Origin of the sequence: Promicromonospora sukumoe (assembly GCF_014137995.1) — a bacterium.
Classification (GTDB): Bacteria; Actinomycetota; Actinomycetes; order Actinomycetales; family Cellulomonadaceae; genus Promicromonospora; species Promicromonospora sukumoe.
Window position 1 is genome coordinate 36,680 of the sequence record NZ_JACGWV010000003.1, and the last position, 20,462, is coordinate 57,141.

Here is a 20,462-nt window from a genome sequence, read left to right on the forward strand (position 1 = left end):
GATCGCCAGCAGGCCCCGGTTCCCCGTGTGGGAGCCGGGGCCTGCTGCTGTCCGGGCGGGGGCGGGGCGCGCTGCGCGCTGCCGCCGATGGTGCGCTTCTGCCCAGTCATTGCGCCCGGAACTCGGCTGTTTTCGGGCGCAATGACGGGGTAGATGTCACACCGGCGGCGGGGTCGGGTTCGGCAGCGTCGTCGTCTCGTTGGAGAGCAGCACGTCCAAGGTCAGAGACGCGGTCCAGGAGAACTGGCGGGTGCCCCGGCCGGCGCCCGTGTCGGGGTCGGTGTACTCGGGGAAACCCTCCGGTTCGGCGACGGCGAAGTGGTCGCGCAGGCGGGCGGCCAGGTCATCGCGGCCCAGCGGGACGACGGCGCGCAGCAGCAACCACGACATGTTGAACCACGCCGGGCCGCGCCAGTACAGGGCGGGGTCGAACGCCGGGTCCTCGCGTGACGTGCTCGGCAGGTACGGCCCGCCCCCGAGGAACCCTGGACCGGCGAGCGTCGCGAGCAGCCGCTCGGCGCGGCCAGCCGCCAGAAGCGAGCCCACGGTCGCGGCCGTTCCTGCCGTCGTGCCCGTGGCGGCATCCACCCTCCTGCCCGACGTCGTTGCGTTGGTCCTGCCTGACCCCGCCACGCCGGACGTGCCCAACGGCTCCGTCTTGTCCGACGCCGCCGCGCCCGTCGCTTCGCGGGCCCCGCCCGACGCCGTCGCACTGGTCCCGGTCCGCGCCGGACCGCCGGCGAGCAGCAGCGGGACCAGGCCGTTGACGGTCGCCCGTCGGACCGTCCGCCCCGTCGTGTCGTCGAGCGCGACGTAGAGGCCCAGGTCGTCGTCCCAGAGGTGCTCGTCCATCGTGGTGACCACGCGGGCGGCGGCCGCCTCGTGCTCACCGGGTTCTTGGTCACCGGCCCGCGCGTCGCCACCGCTGTCGGGCAGCCCGGCCGCCATGCGTGCGAGGGCGAGCTCCGAGACCGCCAGCAGCGTGCTGAACAGGGGGCACACCATCGCGAACCCGACCGGGACGTCGTCGGCGCAGCCTGCGTCGCGGTAGGTCTCGGCGAGCAGGTAGTAGCGGCGGTAGTCCCGGCTGCCAGGGCGTTCGCCGGTGCCGGCGTGCCGCAGGTCGGGCCGGCGCACGGGGGTGCGCGACCGGGGCGGAACCCGTTCGAGCGCGGCGTCCCAGAGGGGCGAGTTGTCGGTCCCGGTCTCCCAGGGGTGCTTCGTCACCGGCAGCCCGACGCCGCCCGCCCGCCGGACGTGCAGGTACTCGTGCCAGCGGGCGAGCCGGGGGTAGACCCGCGCCAGGAAACCCTCCCGGGCGGACCCCACAGGGTCGGCGCAGTGCACCAGCCACGCGGCCCAGGCGTGCACCGGCGGCTGCATCAGACCGGACGTCGTGCGCCCGGCCGGCCCCGTCACCGCCGTCCCGGCGCGTGTCGCGCCGCCCGCACCAGCGCCTACCTGGCCCGCACCCCAGAACCCGGCCCCCGGCGCGTAGTCGTCGTCCCGCCTGACGTCATAGACGATCTGCGGCACGCGCCCGTCGGGCCACTGCGCGTCGAGGAGCGTGACCAGCTCGGCCCGTGCGCGCGCCGGCTCCCGGTGCCGCGTGCCGATCGCGACGAAGGCCGAGTCCCAGCTCCACTGGTGGGGGTACAGCCCGGTCGCGGGGACGGTGTACCGGCCGGTCCAGCCAGCCTCCAGGACGCGCGCCGCGGCGTCGGCCGGATCTTCCTCCAAGTCCTTGTGCATCTTTAGACAGTAAGTTAGACATAAGTGCCAGCTCTACTCACTCGATGACGAGGAGAAGCCATGCTCCGGCACCACCGCGCGGCCACTGTTCACCGGACCCTCGCGGCGGCGACTGCCGCGGCGGCGGCCCTCACGCTCACCGCCTGCGGCAGCGGCGGGCCCGAGTCGGACGGGACGGTCACCGTCTGGACCGTCGAGACCCAGCCCGAGCGCCTCGCGATCCAGCAGGCCGCGATGGACGCCTGGGCCGAGGGGTCCGGCCTGGAGACCGACCTGGTCCCAGTCGAGGAGGACCAGGTCTCCCAGCTACTGTCCGCCGCGGCCCTGTCCGGCGAGGACATGCCGGACGTCGTCAACGCGATCAGCCCCGGCCTGGTCCGGTCCTTCGACCGGGACGGCTACCTCGACCGCGACGCGGCCGCCGCCGTCGTCGACGCGCTCGGCGCGGACACCTTCACGCCGGAAGCCCTCGAGCTGTCCAGCGACGGCGACGAGCTGCTCGCCGTCCCCTCCGACGCCTGGCCGATGATGGTCTACTACCGCACCGACCTGTTCGAGGAGGCGGGCCTGGAGCCGCCCGCCACCTACGACGACCTGCGCGCGGCCGCCGAGGAGCTGACGGCAGACGGCCGGTACGGGATCACGCTGTCCACCGACGCGGCCGACCCGTTCACGCAGCAGACGCTGGAGTTCCTGGCCCAGGGCAACGGCTGCGAGCTCGTGGACGACGCCGGGGAGGCGACCCTCGACAGCCCCGCGTGCACCGAGACGGTTGAGCTGTACGGCGGCCTGGCCGGCGACTTCTCGCCGGAGGGCTCGCAGGGCGTCGAGTCCACGCGGGCGTCGTACTTCGCCGGGCAGGCGGCCATGACCGTCTGGTCGTCGTTCCTGCTGGACGAGATGGCGGGCCTGCGGGAGGAGTTCACGCCGTCGTGCGACGAGTGCGCGGACGACCCGGGCTGGCTGGCCGAGAACACCGCCGTCGTCCCCGTGGTGGAGGGGCCCTCCGCGGGCGGCGACGGCGGGGACGCGGCCGGCTACGTCGAGTTCGTGTCCTGGGGCATCACCGACGGCGCGGACCCCGAGACGGCCGACTTCGTGGAGTACATGATGTCCGACGCCTACGTGGACTGGCTGGCGATGGCGCCCGAGGGCAAGGTGCCCGTGCGCACCGGCACGGCGGAGAGCCCCACCGAGTACACCGACGCGTGGTCCGGGCTGGAGATCGGCATCGACTCCCGGCAGACGTTCTCCGACGTCTGGCCCGCGGAGGTGACCGACACCCTGGCCGCCGCTCCCGGGTCGGCGGACCGGTGGGCGCTGCCGCAGGGGCAGGGCGCGATCCTCGGGCCGATCACGAGCGAGCTGCCGCTCGCCAAGGCGGCCGCCGACCTCGGGTCGGGCAGCGTCGATGCCGCGCAGGCGCAGACCGCCATGCAGGAAGCGGTGGCCGAGATTGCCGGCCGCGACTGACCCATGGGACGCGTCAGGGAAGGCCGCCTCCGCACGGCACGGGGTGCGCCGACGTCGAAGCTGCGCACGCGGGAGAACCGCGACGGCATCACGCTGGTCGCGCCGGTGGTGCTGGTGGTGGCCGCGATCATCGTGGTGCCGATCGTCTGGACCGTGGTGCTGTCGTTCCAGGACGCGCGCTACGTGGACGTGGCCCGCAACGGCCTGTTCAACGAGGTCACGCTCGACAACTACGCCGACGTGCTCACGTCGCCCGCGTTCTGGCAGGCGCTCGTCACCACGGTCCAGTACTCGGTGGCGACCACCGTCGGGTCGATCACCGTGGGCCTCGTGGCGGCGCTCGCGTTCCGGGACCGGTTCCGGTTCCGCGCGCCGCTGCGCGCCGTCATGCTCCTGCCCTACGTGGCGCCCGTCGTGGCGACGACGTTCGTGTGGCAGGTGGCGCTGAACCCGCAGTACGGCGTGGTGAACGCGTTCGGCACGCAGGTGCTCGGCTGGGAGCACCCGGTCAACTTCCTGTCCGCGGCACCCACGGCGCTCCTCACCGTGATCGTCTACGACATCTGGCGGTACTTCCCGTTCGCGTTCCTCTTCCTCGGGGCGGCCCTGACGGGCCTCAGCAAGGAGATCGAGGAGGCAGCGGTGGTCGACGGCGCCACACCGCTGCAGAAGTTCTGGTTCGTCGTGCTGCCCCAGCTCCTGCCGACGGTCGCCCTGCTGGTGCTGTTCCGCATGGTCATGGCCTTCAACGAGTTCGACGACGTCTACCTGCTCACGGGCGGCGCCGCGGGCACGCAGGTGGCCTCGGTGCGGGTGTTCGAGCAGCTCACCGGGTCCAGCGACATCGGCGGCGCGAGTGCGACCGCCGCGGTGATGGCCGTGTTCCTGGGGGTCGCGCTGGCGATCTACCTACGGCTGACGGCCCGGCAGCGGGAGGAGAGCCGATGAGCACCGTGTCCGTCCAGAGCCGCGTGCTGCGGGTGCTGCGCGTCGTGGTGATCGTCGCGCTCGTCGCGGCGACCGTGCTGCCGTTCGTCTACATGCTGAGCCTGAGCTTCGTGCGCATCGACGACCTGCTGCGCGACCCGCTGCGCGTGCTGCCGCAGCTCGACCGGATCACCACCGAGACGTACCGCGCGGTGCTGGCCTCCGAGGAGGACGGCGGGTACGGGTTCGGGCGGTTCATGCGCAACTCCGCGGTCGTCGCCGTGGCGGCGTCGGCCCTGACGGTCGCGCTCGTGGTGCCGGCGTCGTACGCACTGACGCGCCTGCGGTTCGCCGGGCGCTCGCAGGTCTCGTGGCTGTTTCTGGCCGTGTACCTGTTCCCGACGATCATCATCGCCGTGCCCGTGTTCGTGGGCTTCCAGGTGCTGGGGCTCGGGTCGTCGCTGGTCGGGCTGGTGATCGCGTACATCGCGCTGACCGTGCCCGTCTCGGTGCACATGCTCCGCAACTACCTGGCGGGCATCCCCGAGTCGATCGACGAGGCGGCCGTGATCGACGGCGCCTCCCGGTTCCAGATCATGACCCGCATCACCGTGCCGCTCGCGATGCCGACCATCATGTCGACCGCCCTGTACTCGTTCATGATCGCGTGGAACGAGTTCCTGTTCGCGCTCCTGTTCCTCTCGGCCAAGCAGGACCTGTGGACGGTCTCGCTCGGTCTGACCCGCCTCGCCGACGGTCAGGAGGTGTCGAAGACGGTTCTCATGGCGGGCAGCGTGCTCCTCACCGTGCCGATCGTGATTTTGTATGGAGTGGCCGAGCGCGCCCTCACCGAGGGGCTGACCGCGGGAGCCGACAAGGGCTGATCGGCCCGGGAAGAGCAAGGGCTGGGCGGCCCGGTAAAGAACTGAGGAAGAACGTGACAGCAGGCGCGGGCGAGATCCTGCAGCTCATCCGGAGCGGACGGGCGACGACGCGCATCCAGGTGCTGGAGGCGACGGGGCTCTCGCGGGTCACCGTGGCGCAGCGGATGGACGCGCTGCTGGCGGCGGGCATCGTCCGCACGGCGGGCGACGCCGGGGCGACGGGAGGACGGCGCTCGGAGCGGTTCGTGTTCGATCCGGCCGACTCGTTGGTGCTGGTGGCGGCCCTGGAACTTGACGCGGCGGAGCTCGCGGTCGTCGACCCGCACGGCGCGCTGCTGGCCCGGATGTCGCTGGACCTGGACCTCGCGGCCGGGCCGGAGTCCGTCCTGCCCGTGCTGCTGGACGGGTTCGACACGCTGCTCGGCGACGTCGGGATCAAGCCCGCCTCCGTCGGCGGGGTCGCGCTGTCCGTGCCTGGACCCGTCGACCCGCACGACCACCGCCTGTCCGACCCGCCGGTCATGCCGGGCTGGGGCGCGTGGCCCGTGGTCGAGACCGTGCGCGACCGGTTCGACGTGCCCGTGCACCTCGAGAACGACGCCGACGCGACGGCGTACGGCGAGTTCACGGAGCTGGGCGGGGGCCGCGACGGACGGCCGGAGCCGTTCGTGCTGGTCAAGGTGTCCCGGTTCCTCGGGGCGGGGCTCGTCATCGACGGCCGCGCCTACCGCGGGACCGACGGCGGGGCCGGCGACATCGGGCACGTCGACGTGGGCGGCGACGCCGTCTGCCGGTGCGGGCGCCGCGGCTGCCTCGCCGCCGAGGCGGGCGGGACGGCGCTGCTGCGCAGGCTCGGGGAGGCGGGGTCCGACGTCGGCTCGCTGGCCGAGCTGCGGGCGCTCGCGGAGCGCGGCGACGCCCTCGTGACGGCGGAGCTGGAGCGGGCCGCGGGGCTGATCGGCCGGGTGCTGGCCGTCGTCGTCGGGGTGCTCAACCCGGCGGACCTCGTCGTGGCCGGCGAGCTCGCGGTGCCGGCGATGATCGCCGGCATCCGGGCCGGTGTCTACGCGGGCGCGCAGCCCCGGGCGACCGCTCGCCTGCGCATCCGGGCCGCCACGCTCGGGCCCGAGGCCGTGCTCGTCGGGCTGGCGCGGGTCGCCGTCGACGACCGGTTCTCGGCCGAGGCGGTCGACGCCCGGCTCGGCTGACGCCGGGGCGCGACTGACCAAAAGTCAGTAGAACCGTTTCGGGTCAGCGGGTGATCTTCAGTCCTTTACTGAGTTGTGATCAGTAAAAGCGTTCCGCGCGGACGCACCCCCGGGTAACTTCTGCGCAGACGCCCGTCATCACGGGCTTCGTGCTCGCCAACGGCGGCGAGCCCGGCGGGCAGGGGCGCCGGTCCGACAACTTCCGCGGGGCGACGAAGCCCGCAGAGCGAGAGGCGAACCGATGACGCAGCTTCATGCATCACCGAGACCACGATCTGGACCCGGGCCGACGATCCTCACGGCGGTCGGCGTCGCCATGCTGTTGATCGGCGCGATCGTGGCCACGGCCTTCATGCTCCTGTTCCAGGGCAGCGTGGCGGACGGCGCGGGCCGGCTCGACGACGGCGCCAGCACCCTGAACGACGGCGTCCAGGCCGACCTGGTCTCCGGTGTCGGCGACCTCGGCGCCGGGGCGACCGACCTCAACGCCGCCGTGCAGGACGACGTGGTCCCGGGCGTCGAGGCGCTCGCCGAGGGTGCCGGCCAGCTCGACGACGGCGCCGGCGACCTGCGTGCGGGCGTGATCAAGCTGCACAACGGCTCCAAGAAGATCTCCGACGGCACGGCCGAGACCGCGTCGGACGTCGCGGACCTGGCCGACGCGTCGCTGCTGCTCACCGCCGGCCAGACGAAGCTGAACGACGGACTGGGCGAGCTGAACGACGGAGCCCCCGCGCTGGCCGACGGGGCGGAGCGGCTTGCGGGTGGTTCCCTGCTGGTGGCGGCCGGCGTGGTGAGGGTCAGCGACGGCGTGACCCCGCTCGACGCGGGTGCGCAGAAGCTGGCCGTCGGCGCCGGGCAGGTGCAGGCGGGTGTCGCGACGGTCAGCGCCGGTGTGACCCCGCTCGACGAAGGTGCACGTCGGCTGGCTGCAGGGTCGTCCGAGGTGGTGGCAGGAGTCGGTCAGGTCGACGCCGCGGCGAACCTGCTTGCCGACGGCTCCGGCCAGGTGTACGCCGGGAGCCAGAGGCTGAACGGCGGCCTGTCCCAGCTCGCTGCTAACAACGGGACGATCCTTGGCGGGACCAGCGCGGTCCAGGCCGGGGCGAACGGCCTTGCCGACGGCGCCGTGGCGGTCGACGCCGGAGCGGACCAGGTGTACGGCGGGCTTGCCCAGCTCAACGCAGGCGCTCCCGCGCTGGTCGAGGGCGCAGGCGCTGCCGCGGCCGGCGCGGCGGACCTGAAGTCCGGCTCGGCCTCCGTCGCCGGTGGCGTCGCCGCCGCGCAGGACGGTGCCGGCACGCTCGCCACGAAGATCGGTGGCCTGGTCGGCGGCGCGGACCAGGTGCAGGGCGGCAACCTGAACCTCCAGGAGAAGCTCACGCAGCTCGCGGGTGCCACCGACGACGCGGCACTGAAGGCCCAGCTCGAGGCGCTCGCCCAGTCGTCGGGTGCCCTGGCAGCCGGTGCGGGCCAGGTCAGTGCGGGTGCCTCCCAGGCGCAGACCGGCGCGTCCGGTCTTGCGTCCTCCCTCGGCCAGCTGTCCGGCGGGGCGTCGCAGGTCGCCGTCGGCGCGGAAAAGCTTGCCGCGGGCACGGCCCAGGTCTCCGGCGGCGTGCAGAAGGTAGCCGGTGGCCTGGCGCCCCTCACCGCCGGAGCGGCCGACCTGGCGGCTGGCACGGAGCAGGTCAAGGTCGGTAGCGCGACGCTGAAGGCCGGCGTCGGGCAGCTCGCCCCGGGCATCCAGCAGTACGTGGCCGGTGTGGGCTCGGCGTACGCGGGCAGCAACGACCTCGTCGCGGGCTCGCAGCAGGTGGCCGGTGGCAACGCCGAGCTTGCCGCCAACACGCCGAACCTGTTCGAGGGCGCCGCGCTGGTCGCCGGTGGCAACGCAAACTTGGCAGCCGGTACGGGCCAGCTGAATCGTGGCCTCCCCGCTCTCCTGTCTGGCGCGACCCAGGTTGCTGACGGCAACGCGACGCTCGCTGCCGGCACGGGTCAGCTCAAGGGTGGTCTGCCCGCCCTCCTGTCGGGTGCCAACGACGTCGCTGAGGGCAACGGCACGCTTGCGGCGGGTGCGCCGAGGCTGGTCGACGGTTTGTCTCAGGCCCACGACGGCTCCGGCAAGATCCTCGACGGCATCATCGAGGTGCGCGACCGCGTCGTCCCCAAGGTCGAGAAGTCGCAGCGACTGGCCGACGGCTCGGTCACCGTGCAGGAGGGCCTCCTGTCGGCCCGCGTCGGCGCCCGCGACCTCACCGACGGCACGGGTGCGCTCGACGACGGCACCCAGAAGCTGGCCGGCGGCGCCGTCACCCTGGCCGACGGCACGCAGCAGCTCGCCGACGGCTCCGCGAAGCTCGTCGCCGGCACGTCCGACGTCGCGTCCGGTACGGCGCAGCTCTCCGACGGCACGGACCAGCTGCGCACCAGCGTGGACGGGTCGCCGCTGGGCGCCATCGGCGTCGGCGTCATCATCGCGGCGGCGCTCGGCGGGCTGCTGGCGCTCGCGGGCCTGATGCTGCTGGGTCGGCGCCGCGTCTGACCGGTCGGCGGCGGCCTGGTGGGGCCGACGCCGACCATCCCCGGTCGCCGGGAACGGAACACCTGTTCCGTTCCCGGCGATCGTCATGTCGGGGGCCGGCGGGCCACCAGCTCAGCGCCTCACAGCGCGGCGAGCATCTCCTCCAGCCGGGCTATCTCCGCCATCTGGTCGGCCGCGATGTTGTTCGCCAGCTCCAGGACTCGCTCCTCGCTGCCCGCCCCGGCGACGTCCTTGCACATCGCCAGCGCCCCCTCGTGGTGCTTGATCATCCCTTCGAGGTACAGCCGGTCGAACTCCGCGCCGGACGCGTCCTCCATCGCCGTCATCTCGGCCGCGCTCAGCATGCCGGGCATCGCGTCGTCGTGCCCGTGCTCGGGTGCTCGCGGACCCGATCCGTCCCCGCCCTCCGCGGTCACGGGCACCGGGTAGTCGTTCTCCTCCAGCCAGCCGGACATCAGGTCGATCTCGCTGCCCTGCACGACGTCGATGCGGGTGGCGAAGGTCTTGATCTGCTCCGACTCGGCGCGGTCCGGCGCCAGCACCGACATCTCGATCGCCTGCCCGTGGTGCCAGATCATGTCGGTGAGGAACTCGGCGTCCGCCTTCGAGAAGGGCGCCTCGGAGTTGGGTGCCCCCTCGTAGCCCTCGGGCGCGATGGTCTGCGCCGCCTCCCCCGGCTTGCCGGGCTGCACGACCACCGAGCTCGGCGTCGGCACCGCCTCCGGCTCGTCGTCCGGGCTGCAGGCGGACAGCACGAGGGCCGGGGCCAGCACGAACAGGCCGATCGCGGCCGTCCGGGCGCGCGCTCGTCGGCCGGCACCTGTCAGCGTCTTCACGGGCGGATCCTCTCGTACGGGCTGAACCGCGTCATCGTTCGGTCATGGGCCGGGCTGCCCCGCGCCATCGGACGACGTCTGCGCCGGAATCTACAACACGCCGTGTCAGCGGGACACCATGGCCGGATGTCGCTTCCGCGCCGCTAGGTGGCGCTTTGTCACCACCATGTTAAAGATCACGAAACTCCTGGTCCTGGGAGGTCCCTGTGAGCAACACTGCCCTCAACCGACCTAGGAGGTGTGACGCCCGTGCGTCGTCCAACCTTTACCCGACCTCGTGTGCGGGGCGCCGCCGGCGCCGCCCTGGCCGCGATGATCGCGGCCACGGCCTTCGCGGCGCCCGTCGCTGCGGACGTCGCAGCTCCGGACGTCCCGCCGGGCGAGAGCGCGTCCCAGAACATGACCCACCTGAGCAACCAGCCCAAGAACGGCGCCCTCCAGGGCACCGGCTCGGACATCGCGTTCCAGGGCAAGTACGCGTTCGCCGGCAACTACGACGGCTTCACCGTGTACGACCTCTCCGACAAGGAGAACCCGGAGCAGGTCGTGCAGGTCTACTGCCCGGGCTCGCAGAACGACATCTCCGTCTACAAGGACATCCTGGTCCTGTCGACGGACTCGTCCCGCAGCGACGACTCGTGTGCCTCGACGTCCATGCCCGCCACCGAGAAGGCGGCGTGGGAAGGCCTCAAGATCTGGGACATCTCCGACCCGCTGTCCCCGCAGTACATCAAGTCGGTCGAGACGTCCTGCGGCTCGCACACCCACTCGCTGGCGCCGTCCAAGAACGGCAAGGACCTCTACGCCTACGTGTCGTCCTACTCGCCCAACGCGACGTTCCCGGACTGCCAGCCGCCGCACGACTTCATCTCGATCGTGAAGATCCCGGTGAAGAAGCCGACGTCGGCCAAGGTCGTCTCCACGCCGGTCCTGTTCCCGGACGGCGGCTACCCGGGTGACCCGAGCCGCAGCGCCTCGACCACGAGCGGCTGCCACGACATCACCACCTACGTGAAGTACGACCTGGCCGCCGGTGCCTGCATGGGTGACGGCATCCTCCTGGACATCAAGGACCGCGAGCGTCCCCGCGTCATCAGCCAGGTGCGCGACACCGAGAACTTCGCGTTCTGGCACTCGGCGACGTTCAACAACGACGCCACCAAGGTGGTCTTCACCGACGAGCTCGGCGGCGGCGGTCTCGCGACCTGCACCGGCGAGTACGCGCCGGAGCTGGGCGCCAACGGCATCTACGACATCGAGCGCGGCAAGCACGGCAAGAAGGAGCTCGAGCTCAAGTCGTACTACAAGATCCCGCGCATCAACACGGCCGCCGAGAACTGCGTGGCGCACAACGGCTCGCTGATCCCGGTCAAGGGCAAGGACATCATGGTCCAGTCCTGGTACCAGGGCGGTGTGTCGGTGTTCGACTTCACCAACTCGGAGCGCCCGCGTGAACTCGCCTGGTTCGACCGCGGCGAGGGCGTGAGCAGCGGCGGCACGTGGTCCACGTACTACTACAACGGCTACGCGTACTCGAACGACCTCGGCATCGGCTTCGACACGTTCGACATCGACGACAAGATCGACGGCAAGGCCGAGCGCGTCAAGCAGAAGTCGCTCAACCCGCAGATGCAGGAGCCGTTCGGGCACTGACCCGGACAGCGTCCCCGACGTCGGACACCGTTCGCACGTCTGACACCGTCCCGACGTCGGGACACCCGAGGCCCATCGGCGGTTCGCTGCCGGTGGGCCTCGGCCGTCCCCGAACCTTCCTTCGAGACCTAAGTTTCTTCGCTTTGGGGCGGCTCAGAGCGAAGAAACTTAGGTCTCGAAGGGGAGTTACGGGCCCCAGGATTGCCCGCCGCAGACCCTATGCGGGTTTTCCGTGATGGCGCCGACGGTGCTTTGTATGGGAACCTCCCGGACATGACGCCTCAGGACTCGACGACGAACCCGACGACGGACTCGACGACCGAGACCACGGCGCCGTCCGGCGAGGTGCCCGGCCAGGAGCCGACGGCGCCGGCGTCCGCCTACGGGCTCGGCCGGCGGCTGCGGATCATGGGCGCCGTGCTCGCGGGCGGCCTCGCCGTCGTGCTCGCGCTACTCCTCTGGCTCGGCGTGCTCGTGCCGGCCAAGCAGGAGGCCGCCGGCTACTCGGACGCCGACTCCGGGTACGCCGCGACCGCGATCGAGCACAACGCGCAGGCCGTGCAGCTCGCGGCGCTCGCCCCGGGGCGGTCCACCGACGACGACGTCCTCGCGCTGGCCGTCGAGGTCGGCGAGGCGTCCGCGGGCCGGGTCGACGAGCTCGCCGCCTGGCTGGAGGCACGCGACATCCCGGTCCCTGCCGCGGGCCGGGAGGCGCTCGCGCTGGCCGAGGGCGGCCTCACCACCGAGGTGCCTGACGACGGCAGCGGTCCCCGGGCCGGTGCCACCGCCCACTCCCACGAGGGCGGGAACCACGGCATGCTCACCGACGAGCAGATCGACGGCATGGCCCGGCTCGAGGGATCGGAGTTCGACATCGCGCTGCTGGCGGCGCTCGTCGAGCACCACTACGGCGGGCTGCAGCCCGCCGACAAGGAGATCGAGGGCGGCATGGACGCCGAGGCCGTGGCACTGGCGCAGTCCGAGGCGGACGCGATCCGGGTCGAGGTCGAGGACGTGCGCGACCTGCTCGCCGACGTCGGCGGGCCGGGCCAGACGAACGACGAGACCAACTGACCGCGCGGCACCGCCGGGCGACGCCGCCACCCGGCGGCGCCGCCCCGCCCGTCAGGGCGCCGTGATGAAGATGTCGAACAGCTCCGGGTGGTGCCCGTGCACCAGCACGGCGAACACCACGGCGTCGAACAGCAGGTGCACGGCCACCACGTAGCTGAGCGACTTGAACTTCGCGAAGATCCAGCCCTGAACCAGCGCGAACGGCACGGTCAGCAGCGGCCCCCACTCGCGGTAGCCGAGCTCCCACAGGAACGACACGAAGATCATCGACTGCAGCACGTTGGCCTGCCACATCGGGAAGTGCTTGCAGTACAGGGCGAACACGATGCAGATGAAGAACAGCTCGTCCCAGATGCCCACGGCGTTCACTCCGACGAACAGCCGCCAGATGTCCTGCGTCCCGTTCAGGTCGGGCCAGTTGAGGTACGCGCCCGAGCCCAGGAAGTAGAACGGCAGCAGCAGGTATCCGATGAGCACCACGAGGGCGAGGTAGATCCACTGCCCGCGGGTCCAGCGTTGTCCGGTCGCCACGGGGAACCTGATCGTGTCCTGCTTGAACACGAATCGGGACAGCGCCCAGGGCACCAGCACGGAACCGCCGAGCGCGAGCGTGAAGCGCAGCATCCCGGCGTCGGACAGGTCGGCCTTCAGCGAGATCAGCGAGATGATCCCCATGCCGACGCCGACCAGCGCCAGGTCGCGGCCCAGCGCCCGGTCGGCCCACAGGCCCAGCGCGATGCCCAGCACCAGCGGCAGGTAGGCGATGGGCCGGAGGTGGATCGCGAACAGCAGGATCGCCGAGGCCGACACGAGGAAGGCGGCCGTGAGCCGCGCCGGGCCGAGGAGCGGGGCGGGCAGAGTGAGGGTCACGGGGATGACACTCCCACACCTCGTGTGTCAGACGTACAGGTCACGGGAGGGATCTGTGGGTCTGACACGTCGAATCGGGGTGATCGGGGCCTGGTTCTTGGTGATCCGGGACAACTAGAGTCTGCCCGTAGTCAGGTTTCACCCAGCATCCGGCCCGCAACGGGCCGGCCACCCCGGCAAGGAGGCCGCCGTGCGCTCACCCGAGCACGTAGAGCTGGTCCGGAACGATCCGGATCTTCCCCCGGTCGCGATCATCGACCGCAGACCCATGACCCCAGGCAAGAAGCTCGTCTTCGCCGCGATCGGAGTCGTCGCGGCCGTCGCGTGGGCCCTGGTCGCGTTCGTGCGTGGGGAGTCGGTCAACGGTGCGTACTTCGTGGTCGCCGCCGTCGGCACCTACGTGGTCGCCTACCGCTTCTACGCCCGCCTGATCGAGTACAAGGTGGTCCGCCCGCGCGACGACCGCGCGACGCCGGGCGAGCAGCACGAGAACGGTCAGGACTTCGCGCCGACCGACCGCCGGGTGCTGTTCGGGCACCACTTCGCGGCCATCGCGGGCGCCGGCCCGCTGGTCGGCCCGGTGCTCGCGGCGCAGATGGGCTACCTGCCCGGCACCCTGTGGATCATCATCGGCGCCGTGCTGGCCGGCTGTGTGCAGGACTACCTCGTCCTGTGGCTGTCCACCCGACGCCGCGGCCGCTCGCTCGGCCAGATGATCCGTGACGAGATGGGCTCGATCGGCGGCGCCGCCGGCCTGATCGGCGTCTTCGTCATCATGATCATCATCCTGGCCGTGCTCGCCCTCGTGGTCGTCAACGCCCTGGCCGAGTCGCCGTGGGGCGTGTTCTCGGTGGGCATGACCATCCCGATCGCGCTGTTCATGGGCGTCTACCTGCGGTACATCCGCCCTGGCCGGGTGTCCGAGGTGTCGATCATCGGCGTCGTGCTCCTGGTGCTCGCGATCGTCGCGGGCGGCTGGGTGGCGGACACCGCCTGGGGCGCCGAGATGTTCACGCTGGAGCCGGTCACCGTCGCCTGGCTGATCGTGGGCTACGGCTTCCTCGCGTCCGTGCTGCCCGTGTGGCTGCTCCTCGCGCCGCGCGACTACCTGTCCACGTTCATGAAGGTGGGCACCATCATCCTGCTCGCCGTGGGCGTGATCGTCGCGCAGCCCGCCGTCCAGGCGCCGGCGATCTCCAGCTTCGCGATCGAGGGCAACGGGCCGGCGTTCGCGGGCTCGATGTTCCCGTTCCTGTTCATCACCATCGCGTGCGGTGCCCTGTCCGGCTTCCACGCGCTGATCTCGTCGGGCACCACGCCCAAGCTGGTCGAGAAGGAGAGCCAGCTCCGGCTCATCGGCTACGGCGGCATGCTCACCGAGTCGTTCGTGGCGATCATGGCGCTGGTCACGGCCATCTCGATCGACCAGCACCTGTACTTCGCGCTGAACGCCCCGGCCACCCTGACCGGCGGCGAGCCGGGATCGGCCGCGGACTACGTGAACGGGCTGGGGCTCGCGGGCCCGCCCGTGACCGGCCAGGAGATCCAGGCCGCGGCCGACAGCGTCGGCGAGGAGTCCATCGTGTCGCGCACTGGTGGCGCGCCCACCCTCGCGTTCGGCATGGCGCAGATACTGGGCTCGTTCCTCGGCGGGCCCGCGATGATCGCCTTCTGGTACCACTTCGCGATCATGTTCGAGGCGCTCTTCATCCTCACCACGGTCGACGCCGGCACGCGCGTGGCCCGCTTCATGCTGTCCGACACGCTCGGCAACCTCGGCGGCCCGCTCAAGAAGTTCCGCGACCCGTCCTGGCGGGTGGGCGCGTGGATCTGCTCCGTCGTGGTCTGCGGCCTGTGGGGCGCCATCCTGCTGATGGGCGTGACCGACCCGCTGGGCGGCATCAACACGCTGTTCCCGCTGTTCGGCATCGCCAACCAGCTCCTCGCCGCCATGGCGCTCGCGCTGGTCACGGTGGTCGTGGTGAAGAAGGGCTACCTGAAGTGGGCCTGGATCCCCGCGATCCCGCTGGTGTGGGACCTCGCGGTCACCATGACGGCGTCGTACCAGAAGATCTTCTCGCCCGAGCCGACCCTGGGGTACTGGGCGCAGCACAACGCGTTCCGCGAGGCGCGGGCCGCCGGCGAGACGTCGTTCGGCTCCGCCGCCGACCCCGCCGCCATGGACGCCGTCATCCGCAACACGTTCCTGCAGGGCACCCTGTCGATCGTGTTCGCGCTGCTCGTGCTCGTCGTCGCGCTGGTGGCGCTGTGGGTGTGCGTCAAGGCGATCCGGGCGGGCGGCCTGCCGACCACCGAGGAGCCGGACGCCGAGTCGTCCACCTTCGCGCCGTCGGGCCTGATCTCCACCGACGCCGAGAAGGAGGTGGCGGCCCGGTGGACCGCCTACTACGAGGAGAACCCGGACAAGGTCCGGACGGGGACGCACGCGTGAGCGCGCTCCCCGGCCCGACGGCGGACGGCGGCGCGACGGCGGCAGTCGGCCCGACGGCGGACGGAGGCGCGCTCGCCGTCGTCCGCCGGGGCTGGCGTGCCCTGACCTGGTACGTCACCGGCGTGCTGGGCGAGAGCGACTACCCGCGGTACGTGGCGCACCTGCGCCGCGTGCACCCGGACGCCGCGGTGCCGACCGTCCGTGAGTACTGGCGGGACCGCTACGCCACGCAGGACGCCAACCCGGGCGCCCGCTGCTGCTGACCCGGTGACCCGGTGACGCGCGCCCGCTGAGCGCGACCTGTCAGACCCAGCGACACGTGTCAGACCCTCAGGTCCCCCGGGTGACCTGAGGGTCTGACACGTGCGGGAGGGTCTGACAGCTATGTGAGGTGGTCGTTGGCGCCGCTGGTCCAGGCCGCGTGCCGGTCCGCGGAGCGCAGCACGATCGCCCGGGCGTCCACCGGGATCACGCCCCGGAAGTTGTTGTAGAGCCGGTCGAACTCGAACCGGGCCACGTGCCGCGCCACCCGCTGCACCACGGGTCCTGACAGCGGGATGCGGTTGGGGTAGGAGCGCATGAACGAGACCGACGTCCGGTCGGGGTTGGCGAAGATCGTGTCCCCGCTGAGCAGCACGCCCTTCCCGTCCGCGCCGCCGGCCCAGTGCGCCACCGCGGACCCGGGAAAGTGCCCGCCGGGCTGGGTCAGGGTGACGCCGGGCAGGATCTCGCGGTCGTCCTTCCACAGCTCGACGACGTCGTCGCCGCGGGCCAGCCATCCGGCGTCGGCCTCGCTGACCAGGACCGGGACCCCGCCCAGGCGGTGGCTCCACTCGACCTGCACCCCGTACATGTGCGGGTGGCTGGCCACGATGTACGCCAGCCCACCCAGGTCGCGCACCGCCTCGACGGCCGCGTCGTCCACGTAGCCCGGGACGTCGAACATCAGGTTCCCCGCCGCCGTCCGCACGATCTTCGCGGTCGGTCCGATCCCGACGTCGGGCACCGTCGTCAGGCCGAACAGGTCCGGTTCCAGCTCCTCGACCGCGACGCTCTCGCCGTCGGCCGCGAGCTCCTCCAGCGTGGTCCAGTGCTGCCCGTCGGCGGGCACCCACTGCCGCTCGTCGGCGCAGACGGCGCAGACCTCGGGCCGGGACGCGTGCTCCACGCCGCACGTGCTGCAGATCCAGAACGTCATCGCTGCCTTCCCTTCGTCGGGCCGGTCATCGCCACCTTGCGTCAACCTGCCGGCCGTGTCCACCGATTCTTGTCGGCGCGGGCCGGCTGCGGTACCGGTTTTTCCGGGCCGGACGGCGCCCGACGGCGCCCGACGGCGTGCGCCCCGGCCGGCCGGACGGCGTCGGCCCCCGTGGACTCCGCCTTCAGACGGAAGCGCTCGCGGCCGCGGGTTCCTACCCTGGGGGCATGGTCGTCGCCCCGCCCCACCCCGAAGCCCGGCAGTCAGCCGTCGCGGACGCCCCGCAGCCGGCGTCGCCGCGCGGTGCCACGCCGTCGCCTGGCGCGACGCCGCGCCCCGCCGCGCCGTCCGACCGTGCCCGGGTCGCCGCGAGCAGGCTGGCGGACTGGTTCGGCGTCGACGCCGACTGGGAGCGGAGACCCGCCGGGCACCAGGCCTACCGCCGCGACCTGGTGCTCGGCGCCGTCTTCGCGGCGTTCGCGGCCCTCTCGATACAGCTCGGCCACAGCATGGGCATGTTCGAGGGCGTCGACATGCCGATGTGGCTCGTGTACCTGCTCGGCGTGGCCAGCACCGTCCCGCTCGCGTGGCGCCGTCGTTACCCGCTGATCTCGCTGGTGCTCGTGTACGCGGCCTGGTTCGGGCTCGGGCTGACCATCCCGACGGCGACCATGCTCCTGCCGATGCAGATCATGTACTTCGTCGCGATGTTCACCGCCGTGGCGTGGGCGCGGGACCGGCGCGCCATGCTCATCGTGGTCAGCGCCTGCACCCTGGTGATGGTGGGGTGGGTGGTCTGGATGTTCGCGGTGCAGCAGGGCATCGAGACCATCCTGGACGAGTTCCCGACGCCCGCCGACTGGCCCGGCCAGCTCGACCCCTACCTCGCCAACGCGATCTACCAGGTCATCATGAACCTCGCGTTCTTCGGCGGCGCGGTCGCGGCGGGCCAGGCGCAGTGGAACGCCGCCCGCCGTCGTGAGCTGCTCGCCGAGCAGGCGGTCACCATCGAGCGGCAGGCGGCCGCCCTCACCGACCAGGCCGTGGTCACCGAACGGGTCCGGATCGCGCGCGAGCTGCACGACGTCGTCGCGCACCACGTCTCCGTCATCGGCATCCAGGCGGCCGCCGCGCGGCGCGTCCTGGACCGGGACCCCGCCCTCGCCGCGGAGGCGCTCGCGACCATCGAGCGCGAGTCGCGCGAGGGAGTCACGCAGATGCGCAACCTGGTGGGCACCCTGCGCTCGGTTCCCGACGGCGCGGCCCCCGCCGGGCCGGACGGCGGCGCCTCCCGCGCGCCCGAGCCGGGGCTGGCCGACCTGCCCGCGCTGGCCGCCGCCGACCACGACGGCCTCGACACCACGTACCGCCAGGTCGAGGAGCCGCCGGGTGCCGCGCGGGACGTGCCCGACCCCATGGGGCTCAGCCTGTACCGCACCGCCCAGGAGGCGATGGCGAACGTGCGGAAGCACTCGACGGCGCGGTCCGCGACGGTCACGCTGCGCGTGGTGCGCGGCCCGGAGGCTCTGGTGGACGAGCGGTTCGCGCACGGGTTCGCCGAGGTGGAGGTGCTCGACGACGGCCGGCCCCGCCACGGGACGTCGGGCTCCGGGCTGGGTCAGCTCGGGATCAGGGAGCGGGTCTCGACGCACCGGGGCGTGGTCGAGATCGGGCCCCGCGCGATCGGCGGGTACCGGGTGCGCGTGCGGCTGCCGCTGCCCGCGCCGGACGAGGCTGCGACGTCCGCCCGGCTCGGGGACGCGGCGGCGTCCCTCGAACCTGCGGCCCGGCCGGAGGTGACCGGATGACGCGCGTGCTGCTGGTCGACGACCAGGCGCTGGTGCGGTCCGGCTTCTCGCTCATCCTCTCGGTGGAGGACGACTTCGAGGTGGTCGGCGAGGCGGGCGACGGCGCGGCGGCGATCGAGCTGACGCGCGCGCTGCGGCCCGACATCGTGCTCATGGACGTGCAGATGCCGGTCATGGACGGCATCGAGGCCACCCGCCGGATCGTCGCGGAGAACCTCGCGAAGGTGCTGGTCCTGACCACGTTCGACCACGACGAGTACGTGTTCGACGGGCTGGCGGCCGGCGCCTCCGGGTTCCTGCTGAAGAACTCGGACGCGGAGCACCTCGTCGAGGCCGTGCGGACGGTGGCGGCCGGCCACGCGCTGCTCGCCCCGCAGATCACGCGCCGCGTGATCGAGCAGATGGTGGCGGGCGAGCGGCCGCCGTCGGGCCAGGTGCCCGGCCTGCGCCCGACGACGGAGCCGGCTCCCGCCGGGCTGGCGCTCCTGACCCCGCGCGAGCGCGAGGTGCTGGAGCTGGTGGGCACCGGCCTGTCGAACGCGGAGATCGCCTCGACCCTGTTCCTCGGCGAGGCGACGGTGAAGACGCACGTCTCGAACGTGCTGTCCAAGCTGCACCTGCGGGACCGCGTCCAGGCGGTGGTCCTGGCCCACCGGGTGGGCCTGGTCTGAGCAGATGTCACCGATCGTTGACATGACGGGTGCGTGTCAACGATCGGTGACATGCGTCGCCGAGGGCATGGCGGGATAAATCGTGCCTTCCTGGCACATCAATACCGATGAAGGAAAGCGGGGCCCGCGACCGGCCCCGCTTTCTTCATTCCGGCGATATACCGGAAAATGGACTATTCAGTCTATTGCGCGGAAGCGCTCGCCGAGGGCTCCGGCGAAGAGCTCGTCGACGGCTCGGCCGACGGCTCCGGGGACGGGCTCGTCGACGGCTCCGGGGTCGGCGAGGGCGTCGGCTCCGGGGTCGGGCGCGACGTCGGCTCGACGGGCGGCGGGTCCGTGGGCTCCTGCGACGGCGGGTCGGAGGGCTCGGGCGTCGGCTCCGGCGTGGGCTCCGGTGTGGGAGTCGGCGTCGGCGTCGGGGTCGGCTTGGGGGTCGGGGTGGGCGTCGGCCGCGGCGTCGGCTTCTGCGTCGGCGGGATCGACGGAGGAGGCGTGGGCTTCGCCGTCGGCCGGACCGGCGTGGCGTGGCCGCCGCCCGGGTTGGCGCCGCGGTCGGGCGTGACAGTGTGGCCGCCCCTGGTCGGCGGCGTGTAGGGCTGGTCCGCCCGTGGCGCCTGCTCGGTCTCCGGCGGCGGCGTGTACTTGAAGGGGTTGGCCTGCGGCGCGGGCTTGCCGTGCACGTCGACCGTCCCGTTCTCGCCGGGTCCGGCCACCGGCTCGCGCTTGAGCATCATGGGCGGCAGGCCCTGGAGGCTCTCGGGCAGGTCGGCCCCGGCCGACGTCAGCCGGCTCTGGTCCTTGCTCGGCGGCTGCACCGCTACGGCACCCATGATCCCGGCCGTCAGCACCAAGGCCGCGGCCGCTCCTGTGACGAACAATCGCTTGCGCACGCTTCGCTCCCCCTGCGAGTTCAGTTGTTGCCCGGTGCCCCTCGGCCGGACGCTCCGGTCCGTGGGGACCGGGTGCGCGTCCTCTGCCGGAATGTGTTGCGCATTCCGCCGGGGACGGGCATTTCGAACAGCTCAGCGCCGCCCTTGTTCCGAACGGCGTTCCGGACGGGACAATACGTGCCAGAACGTCAACGGCAACCGGGACGTGTAATACCAGGTCA

General features: G+C 72.1%; 16 protein-coding genes. 11 read left to right on the forward strand and 5 right to left on the reverse strand.

Translation table 11 applies throughout. From position 1 onward, the window contains the following. Positions 1 to 156: 156 nt before the first annotated feature. Entirely contained in the window at positions 157 to 1,752 is a 1,596-nt protein-coding gene (locus FHX71_RS24320) for an MGH1-like glycoside hydrolase domain-containing protein (protein WP_182620111.1), read from the reverse strand. Positions 1,753 to 1,812: 60 nt separating this feature from the next. On the opposite strand from FHX71_RS24320, the gene FHX71_RS24325 reads away from it, so the two are divergent. From FHX71_RS24325 to FHX71_RS24345, 5 genes are all read left to right on the forward strand, one after another. Beyond that, positions 1,813 to 3,225: an ABC transporter substrate-binding protein gene (locus tag FHX71_RS24325; RefSeq protein ID WP_182620112.1), complete on the forward strand. Its 1,413-nt coding sequence runs from the start codon at positions 1,813 to 1,815 to the stop codon at positions 3,223 to 3,225. 3 nt (positions 3,226 to 3,228) lie between these two features. After that, a complete protein-coding gene (locus tag FHX71_RS24330) occupies positions 3,229 to 4,173 on the forward strand; it encodes a carbohydrate ABC transporter permease (RefSeq protein WP_182620113.1) in 945 nt (314 codons plus the stop codon). After that, a complete protein-coding gene (locus FHX71_RS24335) occupies positions 4,170 to 5,036 on the forward strand; it encodes a carbohydrate ABC transporter permease (RefSeq protein WP_182620114.1) in 867 nt (288 codons plus the stop codon). Before FHX71_RS24330 ends, FHX71_RS24335 begins: the two co-directional genes overlap by 4 nt. A 53-nt stretch (positions 5,037 to 5,089) precedes the next feature. After that, the gene (locus tag FHX71_RS24340) at positions 5,090 to 6,244 is read left to right on the forward strand and encodes an ROK family protein (RefSeq protein WP_182620115.1); all 1,155 of its coding nucleotides are present in this window, start codon (positions 5,090 to 5,092) and stop codon (positions 6,242 to 6,244) included. A 316-nt stretch (positions 6,245 to 6,560) separates the two neighbouring features. Continuing rightward, entirely contained in the window at positions 6,561 to 8,789 is a 2,229-nt protein-coding gene (locus FHX71_RS24345; protein ID WP_182620116.1) for a YhgE/Pip domain-containing protein, read from the forward strand. 119 nt (positions 8,790 to 8,908) lie between these two features. On the opposite strand, the gene FHX71_RS24350 is transcribed toward FHX71_RS24345, so the two are convergent. After that, positions 8,909 to 9,625, reverse strand: coding sequence for a DUF305 domain-containing protein (locus FHX71_RS24350; RefSeq protein WP_182620117.1), 717 nt, complete (start codon positions 9,623 to 9,625; stop codon positions 8,909 to 8,911). Positions 9,626 to 9,874: 249 nt separating this feature from the next. Between FHX71_RS24350 and FHX71_RS24355 the strand changes: the two genes are divergently transcribed. Further along, positions 9,875 to 11,278, forward strand: a complete 1,404-nt coding sequence (locus FHX71_RS24355) for an LVIVD repeat-containing protein (protein ID WP_312877198.1) — start codon at positions 9,875 to 9,877, stop codon at positions 11,276 to 11,278. Between the two features lie 273 nt (positions 11,279 to 11,551). Beyond that, entirely contained in the window at positions 11,552 to 12,352 is an 801-nt protein-coding gene (locus tag FHX71_RS24360) for a DUF305 domain-containing protein (RefSeq protein WP_182620118.1), read from the forward strand. Positions 12,353 to 12,403: 51 nt separating this feature from the next. Here FHX71_RS24360 and FHX71_RS24365 read toward each other — a convergent pair whose 3' ends face one another. Further along, positions 12,404 to 13,222, reverse strand: coding sequence for a CPBP family glutamic-type intramembrane protease (locus FHX71_RS24365; RefSeq protein WP_182620119.1), 819 nt, complete (start codon positions 13,220 to 13,222; stop codon positions 12,404 to 12,406). Between the two features lie 190 nt (positions 13,223 to 13,412). On the opposite strand from FHX71_RS24365, the gene FHX71_RS24370 reads away from it, so the two are divergent. Together FHX71_RS24370 and FHX71_RS28895 are read left to right on the forward strand one after the other, a co-directional pair. Then, on the forward strand, positions 13,413 to 15,674 hold the full coding sequence (locus FHX71_RS24370) for a carbon starvation CstA family protein (RefSeq protein ID WP_182620120.1): 2,262 nt from the start codon (positions 13,413 to 13,415) through the stop codon (positions 15,672 to 15,674). Then, entirely contained in the window at positions 15,671 to 15,937 is a 267-nt protein-coding gene (locus tag FHX71_RS28895) for a YbdD/YjiX family protein (protein WP_182620121.1), read from the forward strand. Before FHX71_RS24370 ends, FHX71_RS28895 begins: the two co-directional genes overlap by 4 nt. A 119-nt stretch (positions 15,938 to 16,056) precedes the next feature. Here FHX71_RS28895 and FHX71_RS24380 read toward each other — a convergent pair whose 3' ends face one another. Continuing rightward, on the reverse strand, positions 16,057 to 16,872 hold the full coding sequence (locus tag FHX71_RS24380; protein WP_182620122.1) for an MBL fold metallo-hydrolase: 816 nt from the start codon (positions 16,870 to 16,872) through the stop codon (positions 16,057 to 16,059). 227 nt (positions 16,873 to 17,099) lie between these two features. Between FHX71_RS24380 and FHX71_RS24385 the strand changes: the two genes are divergently transcribed. Further along, on the forward strand, positions 17,100 to 18,680 hold the full coding sequence (locus FHX71_RS24385) for a sensor histidine kinase (RefSeq protein ID WP_182620123.1): 1,581 nt from the start codon (positions 17,100 to 17,102) through the stop codon (positions 18,678 to 18,680). Further along, positions 18,677 to 19,351 carry a response regulator gene (locus FHX71_RS24390; protein WP_182620124.1) on the forward strand — a complete coding sequence of 225 codons (675 nt, stop codon included), beginning with the start codon at positions 18,677 to 18,679 and terminating at the stop codon, positions 19,349 to 19,351. Before FHX71_RS24385 ends, FHX71_RS24390 begins: the two co-directional genes overlap by 4 nt. Before the next feature lie 182 nt (positions 19,352 to 19,533). Here the strand turns inward: FHX71_RS24390 and FHX71_RS24395 are convergent, their stop codons facing one another. After that, positions 19,534 to 20,241 carry a hypothetical protein gene (locus FHX71_RS24395; RefSeq protein WP_182620125.1) on the reverse strand — a complete coding sequence of 236 codons (708 nt, stop codon included), beginning with the start codon at positions 20,239 to 20,241 and terminating at the stop codon, positions 19,534 to 19,536. Positions 20,242 to 20,462 lie beyond the last annotated feature (221 nt).